General features: G+C 71.1%; 19 protein-coding genes. 16 read left to right on the top strand and 3 right to left on the bottom strand.

Annotated features, from left to right (window positions below; genetic code table 11):
• The first annotated feature begins 183 nt into the window (after positions 1 to 183).
• From infB to HZF19_RS15300, 5 genes are read left to right on the top strand one after another with little or no spacing between them, the layout of a single operon-like run.
• Positions 184 to 2,016, top strand: a complete 1,833-nt coding sequence (gene infB, locus HZF19_RS15320) for a translation initiation factor IF-2 (protein ID WP_235980252.1) — start codon at positions 184 to 186, stop codon at positions 2,014 to 2,016.
• A 16-nt stretch (positions 2,017 to 2,032) separates the two neighbouring features.
• The gene (locus HZF19_RS15315; RefSeq protein WP_208029674.1) at positions 2,033 to 2,332 is read left to right on the top strand and encodes a DUF503 domain-containing protein; all 300 of its coding nucleotides are present in this window, start codon (positions 2,033 to 2,035) and stop codon (positions 2,330 to 2,332) included.
• A complete protein-coding gene (gene rbfA, locus HZF19_RS15310) occupies positions 2,329 to 2,742 on the top strand; it encodes a 30S ribosome-binding factor RbfA (protein ID WP_208029673.1) in 414 nt (137 codons plus the stop codon). The genes HZF19_RS15315 and rbfA overlap by 4 nt, the downstream gene beginning before the upstream one ends.
• Positions 2,743 to 2,752: 10 nt before the next feature.
• Positions 2,753 to 3,676: a tRNA pseudouridine(55) synthase TruB gene (truB, locus tag HZF19_RS15305; protein ID WP_208029672.1), complete on the top strand. Its 924-nt coding sequence runs from the start codon at positions 2,753 to 2,755 to the stop codon at positions 3,674 to 3,676.
• Positions 3,677 to 3,686: 10 nt separating this feature from the next.
• Entirely contained in the window at positions 3,687 to 4,649 is a 963-nt protein-coding gene (locus HZF19_RS15300) for a bifunctional riboflavin kinase/FAD synthetase (RefSeq protein ID WP_208029671.1), read from the top strand.
• A 37-nt stretch (positions 4,650 to 4,686) separates the two neighbouring features.
• Here HZF19_RS15300 and HZF19_RS15295 read toward each other — a convergent pair whose 3' ends face one another.
• Positions 4,687 to 5,985: a sulfotransferase family protein gene (locus HZF19_RS15295; RefSeq protein WP_208029670.1), complete on the bottom strand. Its 1,299-nt coding sequence runs from the start codon at positions 5,983 to 5,985 to the stop codon at positions 4,687 to 4,689.
• 137 nt (positions 5,986 to 6,122) lie between these two features.
• Between HZF19_RS15295 and HZF19_RS15290 the strand changes: the two genes are divergently transcribed.
• The 5 genes from HZF19_RS15290 to dapB all read left to right on the top strand — a co-directional run bounded on the left by HZF19_RS15290 (position 6,123) and on the right by dapB (position 12,408).
• A complete protein-coding gene (locus tag HZF19_RS15290) occupies positions 6,123 to 7,208 on the top strand; it encodes an alpha/beta fold hydrolase (RefSeq protein ID WP_208029669.1) in 1,086 nt (361 codons plus the stop codon).
• Positions 7,209 to 7,379: 171 nt separating this feature from the next.
• The gene (rpsO, locus tag HZF19_RS15285; RefSeq protein ID WP_208029668.1) at positions 7,380 to 7,658 is read left to right on the top strand and encodes a 30S ribosomal protein S15; all 279 of its coding nucleotides are present in this window, start codon (positions 7,380 to 7,382) and stop codon (positions 7,656 to 7,658) included.
• A 216-nt stretch (positions 7,659 to 7,874) separates the two neighbouring features.
• Positions 7,875 to 10,262, top strand: coding sequence for a polyribonucleotide nucleotidyltransferase (locus tag HZF19_RS15280; RefSeq protein WP_208029667.1), 2,388 nt, complete (start codon positions 7,875 to 7,877; stop codon positions 10,260 to 10,262).
• Between the two features lie 80 nt (positions 10,263 to 10,342).
• Positions 10,343 to 11,560 (top strand): M16 family metallopeptidase, encoded by a 1,218-nt coding sequence (locus HZF19_RS15275; protein WP_208029666.1) that lies wholly within the window; start codon positions 10,343 to 10,345, stop codon positions 11,558 to 11,560.
• A 59-nt stretch (positions 11,561 to 11,619) separates the two neighbouring features.
• Positions 11,620 to 12,408: a 4-hydroxy-tetrahydrodipicolinate reductase gene (gene dapB / locus HZF19_RS15270; RefSeq protein ID WP_208029665.1), complete on the top strand. Its 789-nt coding sequence runs from the start codon at positions 11,620 to 11,622 to the stop codon at positions 12,406 to 12,408.
• An 8-nt stretch (positions 12,409 to 12,416) separates the two neighbouring features.
• On the opposite strand, the gene HZF19_RS15265 is transcribed toward dapB, so the two are convergent.
• The gene (locus tag HZF19_RS15265) at positions 12,417 to 13,169 is read right to left on the bottom strand and encodes an SDR family NAD(P)-dependent oxidoreductase (protein WP_208029664.1); all 753 of its coding nucleotides are present in this window, start codon (positions 13,167 to 13,169) and stop codon (positions 12,417 to 12,419) included.
• Positions 13,166 to 13,996 (bottom strand): DedA family protein, encoded by an 831-nt coding sequence (locus HZF19_RS15260; protein ID WP_208029663.1) that lies wholly within the window; start codon positions 13,994 to 13,996, stop codon positions 13,166 to 13,168. The genes HZF19_RS15265 and HZF19_RS15260 overlap by 4 nt, the downstream gene beginning before the upstream one ends.
• A gap of 72 nt (positions 13,997 to 14,068) precedes the next feature.
• On the opposite strand from HZF19_RS15260, the gene HZF19_RS15255 reads away from it, so the two are divergent.
• The 6 genes from HZF19_RS15255 to HZF19_RS17305 all read left to right on the top strand — a co-directional run bounded on the left by HZF19_RS15255 (position 14,069) and on the right by HZF19_RS17305 (position 19,495).
• Entirely contained in the window at positions 14,069 to 15,133 is a 1,065-nt protein-coding gene (locus HZF19_RS15255; RefSeq protein WP_208029662.1) for a 3-oxoacyl-[acyl-carrier-protein] synthase III C-terminal domain-containing protein, read from the top strand.
• Positions 15,134 to 15,201: 68 nt separating this feature from the next.
• Positions 15,202 to 16,002 carry an SURF1 family cytochrome oxidase biogenesis protein gene (locus HZF19_RS15250; RefSeq protein ID WP_208029661.1) on the top strand — a complete coding sequence of 267 codons (801 nt, stop codon included), beginning with the start codon at positions 15,202 to 15,204 and terminating at the stop codon, positions 16,000 to 16,002.
• Positions 15,999 to 16,586, top strand: coding sequence for a TetR/AcrR family transcriptional regulator (locus HZF19_RS15245; protein ID WP_208029660.1), 588 nt, complete (start codon positions 15,999 to 16,001; stop codon positions 16,584 to 16,586). The genes HZF19_RS15250 and HZF19_RS15245 overlap by 4 nt, the downstream gene beginning before the upstream one ends.
• Positions 16,587 to 16,728: 142 nt before the next feature.
• A complete protein-coding gene (locus HZF19_RS15240; RefSeq protein WP_235980248.1) occupies positions 16,729 to 17,427 on the top strand; it encodes a TetR/AcrR family transcriptional regulator in 699 nt (232 codons plus the stop codon).
• The gene (locus tag HZF19_RS15235) at positions 17,414 to 18,526 is read left to right on the top strand and encodes a ferritin-like domain-containing protein (protein WP_208029658.1); all 1,113 of its coding nucleotides are present in this window, start codon (positions 17,414 to 17,416) and stop codon (positions 18,524 to 18,526) included. Before HZF19_RS15240 ends, HZF19_RS15235 begins: the two co-directional genes overlap by 14 nt.
• Positions 18,527 to 18,616: 90 nt before the next feature.
• On the top strand, positions 18,617 to 19,495 hold the full coding sequence (locus tag HZF19_RS17305) for an ATP-grasp domain-containing protein (RefSeq protein WP_208029657.1): 879 nt from the start codon (positions 18,617 to 18,619) through the stop codon (positions 19,493 to 19,495).
• Positions 19,496 to 19,504: the final 9 nt, after the last annotated feature.

Genomic DNA, 19,504 nt, shown 5'->3' with positions numbered 1-19,504 from the left:
GGTCCCGGTGCGGGCATGGCCCGCCCTGGTGTGGGGGCCGGCCGTCCCGGTGGCCCACCCCCAGGTGGCGGTCCACCAGGTGGCCGTGGCGGGCCCGGCGGTGGCCGGCCCGGTGGCCCGGGCCAGCGTCGCCCGCAACGACGCAAGGGGCGCCGGCGCCGTTCGCGCGACGAGCTGCAGCCGATGGACATCCCCACCTACACGCCGAAGGAGGCTCCGGTCCCTGAAGGCGTCGTGGTGGTGGAGCGCGCCTCCACGCCCCAGGAGCTCGGCCCCAAGCTGAACCGCACCGCCGCGGACGTGGTCCGCTTCCTGATGCAACAGGGTGAGATGGTCACGGCCACCCAGTCGCTCTCCGACGACATGATCGAGCTCTTCGCCGCGGAGATCGGGGCGGAGATCCGCCTCGTGGATCCTGGCGAGGAGCAGGAGGTCGAGCTGCAGAAGCTGCTGCTCCTCGACGAGGAGGTCGATGAGGAGACCTACGAGTCCTGGCCGACCCGTCCGCCGGTGATCACCGTCATGGGTCACGTCGACCACGGCAAGACGAAGCTGCTCGACCGGATCCGCAACGCGAACGTGGTGGCCGGGGAGGCCGGCGGCATCACCCAGCACATCGGCGCCTACCAGACCGAGAAGGACGGTCGGCCCATCACCTTCATCGACACCCCGGGGCACGAGGCGTTCACGGCCATGCGAGCCCGTGGGGCCGAGGCCACCGACATCGTGGTGCTGGTGGTGGCGGCCGACGACGGGGTGATGCCCCAGACCATCGAGGCGCTCAACCACGCCAAGGCGGCCGGGGTGCCGATCGTGGTGGCGATCAACAAGATCGACCGTGAGAACGCCGACCCCAACCGGGTGATGCAGCAGCTGAGCGAGCAGGGCCTCGTGCCGGAGGAGTGGGGAGGCGACACCATCATGGTGCCGGTGTCCGCCCTGCAGGGCGAGGGCATCGACGACCTGCTCGAGAACCTCCTCGTGGTGGCCGAGCTGGAGGACCTGCGGGCTCCCGTCGAAGGCCGGGCCCGAGGGGTCGTGCTCGAGAGCAACCTCGACATCGGGCGGGGCCCGGTGGCTACGGTCCTCGTGCAGCGGGGCACCCTCAAGGTCGGCGACCCCGTCGTGGCCGGCGCGTCGTGGGGGCGCGTGCGGGCCCTGATCGACGATCGCGGCAACCAGGTCAGGGAGGCCGGCCCGTCGACACCGGTGCAGGTCCTCGGTCTCTCCGAGGTGGCCCAGGCCGGCGACTCGTTCGTGACCGCGCCGGACGAGAAGACCGCCAGCCGGGTGGCCGAGACCCGCGAGCACTGGCAGCGGTTGGCCACCCTGGGGCGCGAGGCGCACGCCATGTCCGGTGGCGCCAAGCTCGAGGACATCTTCAAGCAGATCCAGGCCGGCGAGACCGCCACGTTGAACCTGATCCTCAAAGCCGACGTGGTGGGCTCCCTGGAGGCACTCACCGAGGCGCTGCGCAAGCTCGAGCGCGACGACGTCAAGCTGTCGTTCGTGCACCGCGGCGTGGGGGGCATCACCCAGTACGACGTCCAGCTCGCCTCGGCGTCGAACGCCACCATCATCGGCTTCAACGTGCGGCCCGATCGCAAGGCCCGGGAGATGGCCGAGGTCGAGAACGTCGAGATCCGCACCTACGAGATCATCTACCAGGTGCTCGAGGACATCGAGAACGCCATGCTCGGCCTGCTCGCCCCCGAGTACGAGGAGGTGGTGACCGGTGAGGCGGAGGTCCGCGAGGTCTTCCGGGTGCCCCGGGTCGGCGCGGTGGCGGGCTGCTACGTCACCAACGGTGTGATCACCCGGGGATCGAAGGTCCGTTTCCTGCGTGAAGGCACAGTGATCTGGAAGGGCACCATCAGCTCGCTGCGACGCTTCAAGGACGACGTGCGCGAGGTCGCCGCGGGCTTCGAGTGCGGTGTGGGCCTGTCCGACTTCCAGGACCTCAAGCAGGGCGACATCATCGAGACCTACGAGGAACGGGAGATCCCGCGGGCCTGATGGCGCCATCGTCGAGGTGACCGCGTACGTGCTCGCCCTCACCGTGGAGCTGCACCTCCCGGAGAGCCGGTCCCTGAAGGACAAGCGCGCCAGCCTTCGGTCCATCGTCGACGGGGCCCGCCGGCGTTTCGGGGTGGCCGCGTCGGAGACCGGCCGGCAGGACGCCTGGCAGCGCGCGGAGCTGTGCTTCGTCGGGGTGGCCGGGTCGCCGGGGCACACCACCGAGGTGATCGACGCGGTGGAACGCTTCGTGTGGTCGTTCACCGAGGCGGAGGTCACCGCCACCGAGCGGCACTGGTTGGAGGTGGACCCGTGACCGGGCGAAGATGGTCCGGCGGCGGCCGGGGATTCCCGCGCACGGCGCGGGTCAACGAGCTACTGCGGGAGATCATCGCCGACGCGCTCGAGGCGATCGACGACGACCGCTTGGAGCTGCTGACCATCACCGGGGTGGAGGTCGACCGCGACCTGCGCCGCGCGGTCGTCTACTACGACTCGCTCCGGGGAGAGGAGGGCGATCCGGTGGTGCTCGAGGCGCTGGGTGCGCACCGGGTCCGGTTGCAGGCGAGCATCAACCGGCAGGCTCACCTGCGTCGCACCCCTGAGCTGTCCTTCCGGCCCGATCCTGCGGTCCGCTCGGGGGAGCGGATCGACGAGTTGCTGCGAGGCATCCACCGCGCCGGCGAGCCGGGCGAGCCGGGCGGGCAGGGCGACCACGAGCGCTGAGGACCGCCCGGTGGGACGAGGGGCGCGCTCGGGGCCTGATGGCTTGGTGGTGGTCGACAAGCCGCCAGGCTGGACCTCCCACGACGTCGTGGCGAAGTGCCGCAAGCTGCTCGGCACGCGCCGGGTCGGTCATTCGGGCACGCTGGACCCCGACGCCACAGGGGTGCTGCTCGTCGGGGTCGGTCGGGTCACCCGCCTGCTGCGATTCCTGACCGCGCTGCCGAAGTCCTACACCTGCGAGATCGTGCTCGGGGTCGAGACCTCCACCCTGGACGCTTCCGGCGAGGTGACCGCCACCCACGCGATGGCGGTCACGCCGGATGACGTGCGTGTGGCCGCGGAGGCGCTCACGGGTGAGATCCTGCAGGTGCCGCCGATGGTGTCGGCGGTGCAGGTCGGTGGGCGCCGGCTGCACGAGCTGGCCCGCGAGGGCCGGGAGGTGGAGCGAGCGCCGCGGCCGGTCACGGTGTGGCGCTTCGAGGTGACCCCGACCGGGGATCCGCTGGTGTACCAGGCATCGGTGACCTGCTCGTCGGGCACCTACGTGCGTAGCCTCGCCGCGGACCTCGGCGCGGCGCTCGGGGGCGGAGCCCACCTTCGCCACCTGCGGCGCACGGCCATCGGGTCCTTCACCGAGGCCGAGGCGTGGCCCGTCGAGCAGGTCGGGCCGGAGGTGCTGCTGGCGCCCGCCGCGGCGTTGCGCGACTACCCGCAGGTGCGGGTCGACGAGCGGGTGGCGGCGGAGGTGGGGGTGGGCAAGGTGCTCGACCGTAGCCGGCTGGGGGTGGGTGAGGGCGAAGGTCCGTGGGCGGTGCTCGACGCCGGCGGTGCGCTGCTCGCGGTCTACGAGCTCCACCGCGCGGGAACGGTGAAGCCGGCGGTGGTGGTGGCCCCGGCAGGCCGGGGATCGTCCGGCGGCCGGGCGCAGGGTTAGCCTCGCCACGATGCAGGTGCTGCGTGACATCGAGACCTGGCCCCGTCCGACCCGGGGCACGGCGGTCACGATCGGGGCATACGACGGTGTGCACCTCGGTCACCGCGCGGTCATCGCCAGTGTCCGTGACCTCGCTGCCGCGCACGGGCTCGCCACGGCGGTCGTCACCTTCGACCGACATCCGGCAGCGGTGGTGCGACCCGACTCCGCCCCACCGCTGCTCACGGATCTCGAGCAGAAGCTCGAGCTGCTCGCCACCACCGGTGTCGACTACACGCTCGTACTGCACTTCGACGACGCCCGCTCGAAGGAACCAGCCGAGGAGTTCGTCACCGAGGTGCTCGTCGGCAGCCTCAACGCGAGGGCGGTCGTGGTGGGCGAGGACTTCCACTTCGGTCACCGCCGCTCCGGCAACGTCGCCCTGCTGCGCGACATGGGTGCCAAGCTCGGTTTCGAGGTGCTCGGCATCGACCTGGTCGGCACCGACGGGCGCCCAGCCGCGGGCGAGGAACGGGTGTCCTCGACGGCCATCCGGAAGGCGCTCCGCCACGGTGACCTGGCGCGGGCCAACCGGCTCCTCGGCCGGTTCCACGAGGTGCGCGGCGCGGTCGTCGGCGGTGACAAGCGAGCCCGCGAGCTGGGCTTCCCCACCGCCAACATCGCCGTGCCGTCCGAGATTTGCCTGCCGGCCGACGGCATCTACGCCGGCTGGTACCTACGTCCCGACGGGCTCGCGCGCCCCGCTGCCCTCTCGCTGGGCCGGCGGCCCACGTTCTACGAGGACGCCGAGTCCTCGCTGCTCGAGGCCCACCTGCTCGACTTCGAGGGCGACCTCTACGGCGAGCCGGCTCGAGTGCGTTTCGTCGAGCGGCTGCGAGACGAGCGCAAGTTCGACTCGGTCGACGCGCTGGTCGAGCAGATGGAACGGGACTGCCGGCAGGCCCGCCGGATCCTCGGCGCCACCCCCCCCTGATCTGCCCGCTGGACCGCCGCGCAGATGATCCGGGTGCTCACTCGGTGGGGATGCCGAAGCGTTCGGTGTACGAGCGCGTCGCCGTTCGGCAGGCGCTGGGGTCCAGCGCGAAATCGGCGAGGTCGTAGAGGATCGATCCGTGGCGGTCACGCTGGTGGCTCGCCAGGTAGCGCTGGTGCGCTGCTCGGGCCCGGTCGTCGAGGGGCTGGTCGGCGACCGCGTAGATGCGCTCGATGGTCCCGAGGTCGTCGGCCATGAACTGGTCGAAGCGCACGTCGAGTGAGCGGTCCCGGGGCAGCACGTCGCGCTGGTCGACGCAGGCTCGCAGCATCCTCACCAGGCGGTCGGCCCAGTACCGGCCGATCGCCACCGGGTCGACCCGCTCGAGGTGCAGCCGCGCCGTGTAGGCGATCATCGTGGCCATCGACGCGGTGACCGATACCGGATCCCGGTGGGTCACGAGCACCGTGGCGTCCGGGAACACCTGCTCGATCACCTGGAACTGCTCGAGGTGCTGCGGGGACTTCAGCACCCACCGAACCGGGCGATCCTCCTCGCCTGGCGGTCGGGCGGGGCGGAGGAACTGCAGCGCCTGGAGCACGGTGCGCAGGTACTCGTAGTGGGGCACCTGGTCGTGGGCGAGGTAGTGCTCACGCCAGGACGGCATCGGCGCTGTGGTTTCGAAAAGCATGCTCGAGAAGTCCATGGCCAGGAGCTGGATCTCCTCGTGCACGTGGTCGGGGGTCATCTCATGCATCCGCTTGAAGTAGGGCAGGGCCAGATCGAGGAACGCCGTGCCCGCTTCCGCTCGGGCCAGGCGGGGGTCGGGTGCCCCCGCCGCCAGGGCCACGGCGTCCTCGGGGGTGGGGAACGGCTCGAGGCTCTCCCAGTACGGGAGCGATCGCAGCACCGGGTCGGTTGCCAGCAGGTTGTGCAGGTGGGTGGTGCCCGTGCGGGGGAGCCCGGCGATGATGATGGGCCGGTCGATCCGCTCCTCACGGATCTCGGGGTGCCGGGCGAGCAGGTCTTCGAGCAGCACCCGGTTCTTCAGGAGCTGCACGAGCTGCACGGAGGTGGTGACCCGCCCCATCCCCGACAGGCCCGCCTCCGACTCCAGGGCGTCCGCCAGCACCCGCAGGCGCTCCCGGAACGACGGCTCGCCGAAGTCCTCCAGGCCGGTCTCCGCCACCGCTTGCGCGCACAGCGTGGCGGGGTTGAGGTCGATGGTCGCGCCCAGTGGCGCGGTGGCCTCGATGATCGCCGCCGCCTCCGGCGGGAAGCGCGGATCGGCCAGATCGTCGAGGTGCACCGCTGCCGGCGGGCTCGGCGTATCCATCCGGCGGACGCTACCGCCCCTGAGCCAGCCGCGAGGGGCGCTCCTGGCACGCCGGGACGGGCCGTCGGGACCGTTCCGTGTCGTCGCCTCCCTACACTCCGAGGCCGATGGCCCTCCATCCACCATGGAGCCGGCAGGTGGGGCGAACATTGGACGCCGTGGCCCAGCCCTCCCCGCACGAGCCGTTGCCGGCGCCGAGCGATGCTCCCGCGCCGGCGGTGGCCGCCGTGCCGCGGTTGGCCCGCCACACCTTCACGCTCGCCGACGGCCACAAGGTCGGCCTGGCGGTCGCGGGTCGGGGGGTGCCGCTGGTGGTGGTGCACGGCTACACGGCCGAAGGGTTCCTCTACGCGCAAACCCTCCACCGGTTGGTGAGGAAGGGCTTCAAGGTGATCGCCATCGACATGGCCGGCCACGGCGGCACCCAGGGCCTGCCCGGTGGAGGCGCCCGCCTCGGCGACTACGCCCGCCTGATGGGCCGCTGCATCGACGAGCTCGGCATCCGCAAGGCGGTCACGGCCGGGCACTCGATGGGTGGGCGGGTGGTCGCCCAGCTCGCCGCGCTCGAGCCGGACCGCACCATCGCCACCTTGTTGATCGACGCCATCGTGGGCGATCAGTGGGACTGGATGGTGCGGTTCTTCCGGTTGGCGCCACCCCTGCTGGCGATGGAGGGGGCCGCACTGCTCGTGGACACCCTGGCCACCGTCCCGCTGGCCACGGACCCCGGCCAGGCCCGCAAGCTCGGTCGCCTGCTGACCCCCACACTGGTCGGGCACGCGCTCCAGCCGTGGCGCCTCATCGGCCCCGCGGCGTCGATCCTGCGCACCCGGGGCAGCGCCGGCCTGCTCGATGCCCTGGCCGCGAACGAGGTCCCGACCTTCGTCATCCACGGCGAGCTCGACCTGGTCGTGCCGGTGTGCACCGCCCGCTCGGCCGCGACCCGGGCCAACGGGCAGCTCGTCACGGTGAAGCGGGCTGCCCACTCCTGGTTGCTGCGCGACCCCGAGACCCTCCCGGCGATCGTCTCGCAGCTGCTCGAGGGGCGGCTCGGCGAGGCCATCCGGTCCCATCTCCAGACCGCGGGGGCCGAGACGGTGGAGGAGCTCGAGGAGCTGCTGTACGCGCCGGACGCGCCCATCCTGGCGCTCACCCCTGACCACACCTACAGCTCGGAGACGGCGTTGCACCGGCCACCCAAGTACGAGTGGACCATCCACTGACCACCGGCCCCGCCGGCCGTGGGTGGGCGGCCCGGCCGGCGCGGCTGCTAGCCTTGGTGATCGGCCCGTCGCGGGCCGCCGCTTCCGATCACGCCAGCACCGCCCGTCCCGGCGGAGGCAGCGGATCCCAGGAGGCCGGGTCCGACGCCCAACCACACGAGGTACCACCACATGTCCCGCAAGCCCACCAACCTGCCACCGAAGGCAGGCACGATCAGCGAGCATCGCCTCCACGACACCGACACGGGTTCCCCGGAGGTGCAGATCGCGTTGCTCACCGATCGCATCAACCATCTCACCGAGCACCTGAAGGTCCACAAGAAGGACCATCACAGCCGGCGAGGGCTGCTGATGCTGGTGGGCAGGCGCCGTCGGTTGCTCGACTACGTGAAGTCCAACGACGTCGAGCGCTACCGGGCGATCATCGCCAAGCTCGGGCTGCGGCGCTGACGGGACACGGCGACCCGTGCGGGTCGCCGTCGTCGCGTTCCCGGCCCGGACATCCCGGCGCCGGGAGGCACCACAACTTGATACACACCGGCGGTCACGCGTCCGTCAGTTGCCGGTGGTGAGGGGCGGGACGTCCGCCCCGCCCCTCACCACTGGGAACTGGCGCCGCCACCGCCTCCGATCCATGCGGGGCGAAGGCCCCGAGAAGGAGCAACCATGGCGGAAGCCATCAGCGTGTCGGGCTCCGTGACCGGCACGGCCAAGACGCTATCCCTCGAGACCGGCAAGCTGGCCGGCCAGGCCGACGGTGCCGTGACCGTCCAGCTGGGGGGCACGGTCATGCTCGTCACCGCGACCGCGGCGAAGACCGTCCGTCCCGGAGCGGACTTCTTCCCGCTCACGGTCGATGTCGAGGAGCGGATGTACGCGGCGGGCAAGATCCCCGGCTCGTTCTTCCGCCGGGAGGGCAAGGCCAGCGACCAGGCCATCCTCACCTGCCGCCTGACGGACCGCCCGCTGCGCCCGTGCTTCCCCGACGGGTTCCGCAACGAGGTGCACATCGTCGGCACGGTGCTGGCGGCTGATCTCGAGAACCCCCACGACGTGCTGATGATCAACGGGGCCTCCGCGGCGCTGTCGTTGTCGGGCATCCCCTTCGACGGACCCATCGGCGCGGTGCGCATCGCGTACTCCACCGAGGGAGAGTGGATCCCCCATCCCACCTACGCGGAGGGCGAGGCATCGACGTTCGAGATGGTGGTGGCCGGTCGGCTGCTCGACGACGGCGACGTGGCCATCATGATGGTGGAGGCCGGGGGCACCGAGGCGGCCTGGCCGGCGTACGAGTCGGGGGCGCCCAAGGTCGACGAGGAGGCCATCGCCGACGGGCTCGAGGCGTCGAAGCTGTGGATCCGTGAAGCGGTCGAGCTACAGCGCCAGCTGGTCGAGAAGGCGGGCGCAAAGCCGCCGATGGCCTACACGGTCGCGGTCGACTACACCCCCGAGGTGCTGGCCGCGGTGGAGGCCGCCGGCCGGGAGCGGGTGGCTCAGGTCATGACCATCGCCGACAAGCACGACCGCCAGGCCGCGGAGGACGAGCTGAAGGCCGCGCTGGTGGAGGAGCTGGCGCCGCGCTTCGAGGAGCTCGAGGACGCCGAGGCGCAGATCAAGGCCGCGATCCGGTCGCTCACCAAGCAGGTGGTCCGCAAGCGCATCGTGGAGGAAGGCGTCCGCATCGACGGACGGGGCCCGAAGGACATCCGACCCCTGTCGGCGGAGGTGGGCGTCCTGCCGTCGGTGCACGGCTCGGGCCTGTTCCAGCGGGGCGAGACCCAGGTGCTCAACGTGTGCACCCTGGGCATGCCCCGCATGGAGCAGATGCTCGACACCCTGGGGGTGGTCGACCGCAAGCGCTACATGCACCACTACAACTTCCCGCCGTACTCGACGGGCGAGACGGGCTTCATGCGGGGCCCGAAGCGGCGTGAGATCGGCCACGGCATGCTCGCCGAGCGGGCCCTGGTGCCGGTGCTCCCCTCGTCGTCGGAGTTCGGCTACACGATCCGCACCGTCTCCGACGTGCTGTCGTCGAACGGTTCGACGTCGATGGGTTCGGTGTGCGCCTCGACGCTGTCGATGATGGACGCCGGCGTTCCGATCAAGGCCCCTGTCGCGGGCATCGCCATGGGTCTGGTCTTCGCGGAGGGCACCTACACCACCCTCACCGACATCCTCGGGGCGGAGGACGCCTACGGCGACATGGACTTCAAGGTCGCCGGCACCGCGGACTTCGTGACCGCGCTGCAGCTCGACACCAAGATCGACGGCATCCCCGCCGACGTGCTCGCCCAGGCCCTGCAGCAGGCGAAGGAGGCCCGCCTCAGGATCCTGGACGTGATGGCGGAGGCGATCGCAGAGCCCCGGCCGGAGGTCGGCCCCACCGCGCCGAAGATCGTCAACTTCGAGATCCCGATCGACAAGATCGGCGAGGTCATCGGCCCGAAGGGCAAGGTCATCAACGCCATCCAGCAGGAGACCGGCGCGGACATCAGCGTCGACGACGACGGCACGGTGGGCATCGTGAGCATCGGCTCCACCGATGCCGGAGCGGTGGCCGAGGCCGAGCGGCAGATCCGGCTCATCCTCAACCCGCCCACGGCGGAGGTGGGCCAGACCTACACCGGCAAGGTGGTGAACATCACCAAGTTCGGCGCTTTCGTCAACATCCTGCCGGGGCGCGATGGGCTGCTCCACATCTCCAAGCTCGGGCAGGGCAAGCGCATCGACAAGGTCGAGGACGTGCTCGATCTCGGTGACGAGGTCGAGGTTCGGGTCGACGACGTCGACCCGAACGGCAAGGTCTCCCTGAGCCTGGCCTCCTCGCCGGCCCCGACGCAGCCGGCCGCGCGAGGCGACGAGCGCGGTGGTGGCGAGGGCCGGCCGGGCCCCGAGCGCGAGTACGTCTCCTTCGAGGACGCGTTCGACGAGGAGATCCGGGAGGAGTTCGGCGATCTCGGTCCCGAGCCGGCGAGCAGCAGCAGCGGTGGGGACCGGGGTGGCGAGCGCCGCGGCGGCCGCCGCCGCGGAGGCGGTCGGCGGCGCTGAGCGGGCGGGGTTCGGGCGGAGCCGCCCGGCGGGCGGCGACCGGATGCATCAAGACCGTCCTGCCCTCGGGGGTGCGGGTGGTGACGGAGCGGATGCCCGAGGCTCGCTCGGTGAGCGTCGGGGTGTGGGTCGACGTCGGCTCCCGTGACGAGCCCGACGAGCTGGCCGGCGCCTCCCACTTCCTCGAGCACCTGCTGTTCAAGGGCACCGAGTCGCGCTCGGCTCGGAGCATCGCCGTCGCGGTCGACGCCGTCGGAGGCGAACTGAACGCGTTCACCACCAGGGAGCACACGGCCTTCTACACCCGCCTGCCGGCGGGGCACCTCGGGTTCGGCCTGGAGCTGCTCACCGACGTGGTCGCCGCGCCCGCGTTCCGGCCGCACGAGGTCGAAGCGGAACGGGAGGTCATCCTCGACGAGATCCTGATGAGCGACGAGACGCCCGACGACGTGGCGGTGGTCAAGCTCAATGAGGCGCTCTTTCCCGGTCACCCGCTGGGCCGGGAGACGCTCGGCTCCCGGGAGACGGTGGCGTCGCTGTCGAGGGACGTGATCGCCGCGTTCCATGCTGAGCACTACCGCCCGTCGTGTCTCGTGGTGGCCGCGGCGGGCGACCTCCATCACGACGAGGTGGTCGAGGGGGTGTACGGCTTCTTCGAGGGCGTTCCGGGCGGCGCTGCTCCCGAGCGAACGCCGCCCGGTGAGCATCTGGTGCCCCTCAGCGTGGTGGAGCGACCGAGTGAGCAGGTCCACTACGCGCTCGGCTGGCGGGGGCCCGACCACGACGATCCCGACCGGTACGCGCTGTGGATCGCGAACCAGGTGCTGGGCGGTGGCATGTCGAGCCGCCTCTTCCAGGAGGTGCGTGAGGAGCGGGGTCTCGCGTACACGGTGTACACGTCCCCGGCCACGTACCGGGGTGCGGGCTCGATGACCCTCTACGCGGGGACGGCACCGGGGCGGCTGGGCGAGCTGGTGGAGGTCGTGGATGCGGTGCTCGACGACCTGGTGGCGCACGGCATCACCGCCGAGGAGCACGCGGTGGCGCTCGGGTGCATCGAAGGGTCGCTGCTGCTCGGATTGGAAGACAGCGCCAGCCGCATGGGTCGCCTCGGCGCCAGCGAGGTCACCCGGCGCGAGGTCATCCCGCTCGACGAGCAGCTCCTCCGGGTGCGAGCGGTGTCCACCGAGGACGTGAACCGGGTGCTGGCCGAGGTGCTCGGCGGCCCTCGCGCCGCGGTGGTCGTCGGTCCGCTGGGCGCGGACGACCCGGCCGTCACCCGGGCGGTGCGGACCTGACCGGTGGTGGTGCGCGCCCGCTTGGGGGAGGGGGACCCTCGTCGAAGTAGGGTGCTGCCATGGCACTTCGGGTCGGAGTGTTCGGGGCCGGTGGTCGCATGGGGAGCACGGTGTGTCGGGCGGTGGCCGACGACCCGGATCTTGAGCTCGTCGCCGCGGTCGATCCCTTGCATGTGGGCATCGACCTGCGCCAGGTCACCGGGCTCGATCTCCCCTTGCAGATCGCCGCGGGCCCGGAGGCTTTCGAGCAGGCGGGCGCCGAGGTGGCCGTCGATTTCACCCAGCTCGATGCCGCCCGCCGGAACCTGGCGTGGCTCGCGGCGCATGGGATCCACGCCGTGGTGGGAACCACGGGCTTCACCGATGGCGACTACGAGCGTCTGAGGGCCGCGTTCACGAAGAGCAACTGCGTGATCGCCCCGAACTTCGCGATCGGGGCCGTGCTGATGATGCGCTTCGCCGAGATGGCGAGCCCGTACTTCGAGTCCGCCGAGGTCATCGAGTGGCACCACGAGCAGAAGGTCGACGCGCCCTCGGGCACGGCCATGCTGACCGTCGAGCGGATGGCCAAGGCGTCCAGCGACTGGACTCCGGACCCCACGACCAACGAGGTCCTGCCCGGTGCACGCGGCGGCAAGGGCCCGGGCGACATCCCCGTGCACGCCTTGCGCATCAAGGGGATGGTCGCGCATCAGGAGGTCATCCTCGGCACCACCGGCCAGACGCTCACCATCCGGCACGACGCCTATGACCGGGCGTCGTTCATGCCTGGCGTGCTCCTGGCGATCAAGCTGGTATCCGATCGCCCGGGTCTGACCGTGGGGCTCGACGCTCTGCTCGACCTGTAGGCGCCGACTCAGCCTCGCCGGTGCACGGTACGGGCTCCCGCCTGGTCCCGGGCCAGGACGATCATCTGGTCGATGTTGACGTGGCTCGGGCGGGTCACGGCGAAGGCGATGCAGTCGGCCACGTCCTCCGGGGTGAGCGGGGTCATCCCCTCATAGACCCGGGACGCCCGCTCGGCATCGCCGCGGAAGCGCACCAGGCTGAACTCGGTCTCCACCATGCCGGGGTCGATCTCGGTGACCCGCACCGGCCGGCCGAGCAGCTCCTGGCGCAGCACGCCGACCACCGCCCGCACGCCGAACTTGGCCGCGTTGTAGCCCGCACCCCCGGGGTAAGGCTCGTGGGCGGCGATGGAGCCGACGACGACCACGTGGCCGTCACCGGAGGCGACGAGCGCTGGTAGCAGCGCCCGGGTCATGCGGGCGACGCCGAGCAGATTGGTGTCGAACATCTGCTGCCAGTCGGCGAGGTCCGCCTCCTCGACCGGTTCGAGCCCGATCGCGCCACCTGCGTTGTTCACCAGCACGTCGCAGCGGTCGAGCGTGGCGCAGAACGCCTCCACCGATGCGTCGTCGGTGACGTCGAGGGGATGGCTGCGGGCCCCGATCTGTGAGGCGAGCTGCTCGATGCGCTCCGCCCGGCGCGCGCCGAGGACCACCTCGAATCCCTCTCGGGCCAGTCGCTGCGCGGTCGCCGCGCCGATACCGGAGCTGGCGCCGGTGACCACCGCCAGGCGCGGTCGCGACGCCCGGGAGCCTGTCATGGCTCTCCAGGCGTGGCCCGGCCGGTCTCGCCCGAGTCGCCGTCGCCGCCCACGTCCTGCTCGAGATGGCGGAGCTGCTCGATCTCGGACGTGCCCTTGCGGGTCTCGTTCCACACGGAGAAGGCCACCGCGAGCACACTGATCACGATGAGCTGCAGCCGGTAGGTGCGGATGACATCGAGCACCCAGTTGATCGGTGCCTCGAACGCCTCACCGAGCAGCTTGATGAGCGCCAGGCGGGCGATCGTCCCGCCCACGTTGAGGGTCATGAAGACCGCCGGGCGCATGCGGGCCGCGCCGGCGAGCAGGCAGATGGGGTTGTTGGGGGCGATGGCCACCAGCGGGTACCCCCACGTGCCGAACGAGCGCTCGAGGCTGCGCATGAGCTGGCCGACGGTCACGGTCCGCTGCTCCATCCAGCGCACCGCGCTGTCGCCGTACCAGTAGCCGAGCAGGTAGAAGAGCGGGTCGGAGGCCAGGGCGCGCAGGGTGCCGACGGTGAAGTAGGCGACCGGGTTCAGGTCGTTGACCGTGAGCACCAGCCACCGGATCCGTGAGTTGAGGGCGATCAGCAGCAGCGGCCGGGTGTCGACGAGGCCGGGTCCGAGCGCGTCACCGACCCAGGAGGCGATGACCATGATGATCAGGATGACGACGACCGCCGCCAGCGCCCGGCGGCTGGGGGCGCCCCGGTGCTCGCTCTCGCCGACGCGACCGGGCATGGCATCCGCCGGGTCGGCATCGGGGGCGCCCGGCGGGTGGGTGCCGGTTTCCGAGGGTCCGGCTCCCGAGGGCTCGGCTTCCGAGGGCTCGGGCGCGCTCGTCATAGGCGCCGCCACCCTAGCCGCCGGCTGTCCGGTGGACTCCGGTCGGGTTCGGGCCTCCTAGGCTGACCGCCGATGGCTGCGATGCTCGCATCGGTGCGCTCCGCGCTCGCGCCCCGCGTCTCGCAGCAGGACGTGGCGGCGCTCGCCGTCGAGCTGCATCCGGAGCTGCCACCGGATCGCATCCGGTCGGTGTTCGCCAACACGGGTATCGATCATCGCCATCTGGTGCGACCCGTCGAGTGGTACGGGTCCGAGCACGGGCTGGCCGAGCGCGCCGAGCTCGCCTGCGATCAGGGGCTCGAGCTCGGCGCTCGGGCGGCCCGGGCGGCACTCGACGGTGCCGGGGTGTCGCCGGAGTCGGTCGACTCCCTGGTGTTCGTGACCACCACCGCGGTGCGCTCTCCGGCGCTGGATGCCTCGCTCGCGCCCGCGCTGGGGCTTCGCGACCGCGTGCGGCGGCTCCCGCTGTTCGGGTCGGCGTCACTCGGGGGCTGCTCGGGCCTGGCACTGGCGGCCGATCTCGTCGCCGCCGGTGACCGCTGCGTGCTGGTGGTCGTCGCGGAGCTGAACTCGTTGATGTTCGTGCCCCGCACCGAGCCCCCGTCGATGCAGGCCGTGGTCAGCATGGCCTTGTTCTCGGACGGCGCGGCGGCGGCGGTGGTGCGCGCCGGCTCGCCCGGTGGTGTGGAGGGTGGAGGCCTCGAGCTGGTCGGCCGCTCCTCCACACTGGTGCCGGACTCGCTCGGGGTGATGGGTTTCGACATGGCCGCCACGGGTCTGCGCTGGAGGCTCGCGCCGGACGTACCCGCGCTGGCCGAGGCCCGGGTGGCCGAGAGCGTCGAGCGGGCCCTGGCTGATCGGGGCTGGCGGCTCGCCGACCTCGAGCACCTGCTGGTCCATCCCGGGGGGACCAAGGTCCTCGACGCGGTCGAGGACGCCCTCGGCCTGCCGGCCGGCCGGCTGGGGTGGTCGCGGCGCATCCTGGCCGAGCACGGGAACCTCAGCGCGGTGACGGTGCTCGTGATGCTGGAGGCGGTTCTGCAGGCGGGGCCGGCGCCAGGGCCCGGCCTGCTCACCGCGATGGGCCCCGGCTTCGGCTTCGAGCACGTCTTGTTCGAGGCCGGGCCGCGGTGGTGAGCGGGCGGCACCGCCCGCGGGCCCGGACCAGGATCGGTCGCCGCGGGCGGGATGCCTAGCCTTGGGCCGTGCCCGAGCCACGTCCCGACTACCGCTTCGCGCGGAGGCCCTGGTGGATCCTGTCCCACCTGTTCGCCGCCGGGATGGTCGTGCTGATGGTGAACCTCGGCTTCTGGCAGCTGCGCCGGCTTGACGAGCGTCGCACCCACAACGCGCTGATCGAGTCCCGCCAGGATCTTCCCCCGGCGCCGCTGGGCGAGCTGCTACCCGCCGGGCCGGCCTCGTCGCCCGAGGAGGTGGCGGAGGTCGCCTACCGGATGGTGGTCCTGCGAGGGCGGTACGCGCTCGACGAGCAGGTGCTGGTGCGGAACCGCACCAGTGAGGGTTTGCCGGGGTACTGGGTCGTGACCCCGCTCGTCCTCGACGATGGCACGGCCGTGGCGGTCAACCGGGGGTGGGTGCCGTTCGCGTCCACCGATCCCGAGGGGCCCTGGCCGCAGTACGACCCCCCGGCCGCCTCGGTGACCGTGACGGGCATGGTGCAAGAACCGCAGGTGCGGGCGGGCGGGCTGGTGGGCGGCCCGGTCGATGCACCGGAAGGCCGGCTGTGGACCCTCTCCCGGGTCGACGTCGGGCGGCTCGCCCAGCAGGTCGCCCAGCCCATGTGGCCGCTGTACGTCAACCTGGCCAGCCAGGAGCCGGCCCAGGGTGAGCTGCCGCAGCCCGTGCCCCCGCCCGATCTGTCGGAGGGGCCGCACCTGGGCTATGCCGGTCAGTGGTTCGTCTTCGCCGGGTTGACGGTCATCGTCTACCCCTTGTTGTTGCGGCGGGTGGCTCGCCATCGAGGCCGGGAGGCGGTGGAGGCGTGAGGAGCGGCGGCGCGGCGGTCGGCAAGGAGCGCACCCGGACACGGATCCTGGCTGCGACGCTCACCTGCATCGAACGTTGGGGCCTGGCGAAGACCTCCCTGGAGGACGTCGCCAGGGAGGCCGGGCTCTCCCGGGCCACGCTGTACCGCTACTTCCCGGGAGGGCGCGAGCATCTGGTCCACGACACGGTCACCTGGGAGGTGGGCCGGTTCTTCGCCCGGCTCGAGCACCATGTCTCTGCCGCGCCGGACCTGGCAGCGAAGCTCGAGGAGGGCTTGATCTTCGGTCACCGGGCGATCCATGAGCACGCCTTGCTGCAGCGGATCCTGCGCACCGAGCCCGAGGCCCTGCTGGAGGAGCTGTCCCAGACCGTGCCGCTCATCGAGGCCGCCATGCGGGCCTACCTGCTGGCCCTGCTCCGGGGCGAGCGTCTCCGCCCCGGTGTCGACCCGGGGGAGGCGGCGGACTACCTGACCCGGATGTTCCTCTCCTACGTCGGGAGCCAGGGTCAGTGGGACCTGACCGATCGGGCTCAGGTCGAGCTGCTGGTGCGGTCCCAGTTCGTCGGCGGCCTGCTCCCCTGAACCTTTGCCTTCTGGCATGTCAAACGCGTGCCGGAGCACGCGTTTGACATGCCAGAACGCGCAGTCGGAGGGCGGTCGGAGGGCGAGCAGGCCGGAGTGAGTGGCGAGCTGAGACCGAAGTCACAGACGACGGCTCTTGGCGATGAGACAAGATCAGCCTTATTGTCTCATCAGATGGTCGTCTTCGACAGGGGGAACAGGGGGAGATGAGGGGGTGCCGGCGGTGACCAGTCCAGCCGAGCCCCGGCCAGACCGACTTGACGCGCGGATCGTGGCGGGAGCCCTGCGCTGCGTATCCCGCGCGGGTGTGCGGCGCACCACGCTTGACGACATCGCCCACGAGGCAGGTTGCAGCCGAGCCACGATCTACCGGCTTTTCCCCGGCGGTCGCGAGGTGTTGCTCCTGGCGGTCCTGGATGCCGAGGTGCAGCGCCTGCTCCGGGCCATGCAGGGCAGGCTGGATGGGGCCGGGACCTTGGAGGAGGCGCTCGTGCAGGCGATCGGGGGCACCGCCGAGGCGCTGCGGGACCACGACGCGCTCCAGTACCTCCTGGCCAATGAGCCGGGTGTCGTGCTGCCCCATCTCAGCTTCGACGGCCTCGATCCACTCCTCGAGCGAGCGGTCGCCTTCCTCGCACCCCATCTCCGCCGCTTCCTCCCCGAGGACCGCGCCGGGCGGGCCGCCGAATGGGCGGCCCGGCTGGTGGTGGCGTACGCCGCCGACCCCGAAGCACCCATCGATCTCACCGATGAGGCCGACGTCCGTCGGCTGGTCTCGACCTTCGTCCTACCCGGGCTCACCCCCGTTCACGAACAGGAGCAGACGCATGTCCAGCACTGAGGAGATCATCGGCCGGTCCGAGGTGAACGACCTCGAGGCGATCCTCGCCATCACCAACACCGACGTCGACGCGCTCGTCCACACGGTCAAGGACAGCGCGGATGCCATCTTCACCTGGGACTACGAGAAGGGGGCCCGGCCCGCGCTCAACAAGCTCTACGAGAAGGCGAAGAACGCGCAGTGGAACGGGGAGACCGACCTGCCCTGGGACACCGACGTGGACCAGGAGAAGGTGGTGCTCGCCAATGCGGCGGCCAACGGTCAGAGCGAGATGGACCTCACCGGGACCTGCTTCGAGCACTGGGGCGACAAGGAATGGCTGCAGCTCGGCATCGAGTCCCAGAACTGGACGCTCAGCCAGTTCATGCACGGTGAGCAAGGCGCGCTGATCTGCACCGCCAAGATCGTGGAGACCGTGCCCTGGATCGATGCCAAGTACTACGCCTCGACCCAGGTGATGGACGAGGCCCGCCACGTGGAGGTCTTCGCCAAGTACCTCGAGGACAAGCTCTCCGGGCACTACCCGATCAACGCCCACCTGCGGATGCTGCTCGACGACATCATCGAGGACCCCCGCTGGGACATGACCTACCTGGGTATGCAGATCATGGTCGAGGGCCTGGCGCTGGCCGCGTTCGGGTTCATGCACAACCTCACCACCGAGCCGCTGCTCAAGCAGTTGCTGCGGTACGTGATGAGCGACGAGGCCCGCCACGTGGCCTTCGGGGTGCTCTCGCTCAAGGAGTACTACGCGGAGCTCGACGCCAAGGAGATCCGCGAGCGTCAGGAGTTCGCGTTCGAGGCCGCGGTGCGGATGCGGGACCGGTTCCTCCAGCAGGAGGTGTGGGATCGCATGGGCGTGCCGGTCAAGGAAGCCGTGTCGTTGGTGATGGCCACGCCGGAGCAGCAGGTCTTCCAGGCGATGCTGTTCTCGAAGATCGTGCCGAACTGCAAGAAGCTGGGGCTCCTCGACGCCGCGGACGGGTGGCTGCGCAAGAAGTTCACCGAGCTGGGCGTGATCATGTTCGAGGACTGGGCCGACACCGGCGAGGAGTACGACCAGTTCGCGCTCGGTCAGGACGTCCCCGCCGTCTCCTGAGCGAGTCGGCTCCCCGAGCTGACGGGCGAGGACCACGATCGGGGCAGGGGAGCAGGGGCGCGAGAAGAGGTGCAATAGGATCCGGGGCTCGTGAGCGAGCCCCGGATCGCGTTCGTGACCGCCCCGGCGCTGCCGCACGAGGACGAGGACCGGCCGCTGATCGACTCGGGCCTCGCCGATCGAGCCGTACGCGGCGAGTGGGTGGCATGGGACTCGGCCACCGTCGATTGGCGGGACTACGACCTGGTGGTGATCCGTTCCACGTGGGACTACCACCGCCGGCTCGACCGCTTCCTCGAGTGGTGCACACGGGTCGAGCGTGACACCACGCTGTGCAACCCCGGCCGGGCCGTGCGGTGGAACGCCCACAAGCGCTACCTGCTGGATCTCGAGCGCTGCGGTGTGCCGGTGGTGCCGACCGTGCTGGTCGAGTCCGGCGAAGCGGAGGGTCTCGGCATGATCCTCGACGCCCGGGGCTGGGACGACGTGGTGCTCAAGCCCGCGGTGTCCGCCGGCTCGTTCGGCACCACCCGCCATCGCCTCGACGATCCGGATGGTGAGCGGGCTCTGGCCGTGTTGACCGCGCAGGGCGACGCGCTCGTCCAGCCCTTCCTGGACGGGGTGGAATCGCGGGGGGAGACGTCGCTGGTGGTCGTCGCCGGCACGATCACCCACGCGGTGTCGAAGGTCCCCTCACCGGGTGAGTTCCGCGTCCAGCCGCAGTTCGGGGGCGGCGAGCAGCTGGTGGAGGCCACCATGGCGGAGCGCGAGCTCGCGGCCCGAGCCCTCGAGGCTGCCAGCTCGATCGTCGGGCCGGTGCTGTACGCGCGGGTCGACTGCGTCACGGTCGACGGTGAGCCGCTGCTCATGGAGCTGGAGCTCATCGAGCCCGCGCTGTACCTGCCCCTGGGCCCACCCGCTGCCGCGGCCCGGTTCGTCGACGCGGTGGTCGAGCTCGCCACCCGATGAACCGCACCC

The organism is Rhabdothermincola sediminis (assembly GCF_014805525.1).
In the GTDB taxonomy this organism is placed as follows: Bacteria; Actinomycetota; Acidimicrobiia; order Acidimicrobiales; family Acidimicrobilacustridaceae; genus Rhabdothermincola; species Rhabdothermincola sediminis.
The sequence above is the reverse complement of the archived record's forward strand: the minus strand, read 5'-3'. Positions and strand labels throughout refer to the sequence as shown.

What these genes read in the sequence shown, in the direction of transcription:
- infB (WP_235980252.1), top strand. Translation starts at nt 184, where the DNA reads ATGGACATCCCCACCTACACGCCGAAGGAGGCTCCGGTCCCTGAAGGC.
- HZF19_RS15300 (WP_208029671.1), top strand. Translation starts at nt 3,687, where the DNA reads ATGCAGGTGCTGCGTGACATCGAGACCTGGCCCCGTCCGACCCGGGGC.
- HZF19_RS15295 (WP_208029670.1), bottom strand. Translation starts at nt 5,985, where the DNA reads ATGGATACGCCGAGCCCGCCGGCAGCGGTGCACCTCGACGATCTGGCC.
- rpsO (WP_208029668.1), top strand. Translation starts at nt 7,380, where the DNA reads ATGTCCCGCAAGCCCACCAACCTGCCACCGAAGGCAGGCACGATCAGC.
- HZF19_RS15280 (WP_208029667.1), top strand. Translation starts at nt 7,875, where the DNA reads ATGGCGGAAGCCATCAGCGTGTCGGGCTCCGTGACCGGCACGGCCAAG.
- dapB (WP_208029665.1), top strand. Translation starts at nt 11,620, where the DNA reads ATGGCACTTCGGGTCGGAGTGTTCGGGGCCGGTGGTCGCATGGGGAGC.
- HZF19_RS15265 (WP_208029664.1), bottom strand. Translation starts at nt 13,169, where the DNA reads ATGACAGGCTCCCGGGCGTCGCGACCGCGCCTGGCGGTGGTCACCGGC.
- HZF19_RS15260 (WP_208029663.1), bottom strand. Translation starts at nt 13,996, where the DNA reads ATGACGAGCGCGCCCGAGCCCTCGGAAGCCGAGCCCTCGGGAGCCGGA.
- HZF19_RS15255 (WP_208029662.1), top strand. Translation starts at nt 14,069, where the DNA reads ATGGCTGCGATGCTCGCATCGGTGCGCTCCGCGCTCGCGCCCCGCGTC.
- HZF19_RS15240 (WP_235980248.1), top strand. Translation starts at nt 16,729, where the DNA reads ATGAGACAAGATCAGCCTTATTGTCTCATCAGATGGTCGTCTTCGACA.
- HZF19_RS15235 (WP_208029658.1), top strand. Translation starts at nt 17,414, where the DNA reads ATGTCCAGCACTGAGGAGATCATCGGCCGGTCCGAGGTGAACGACCTC.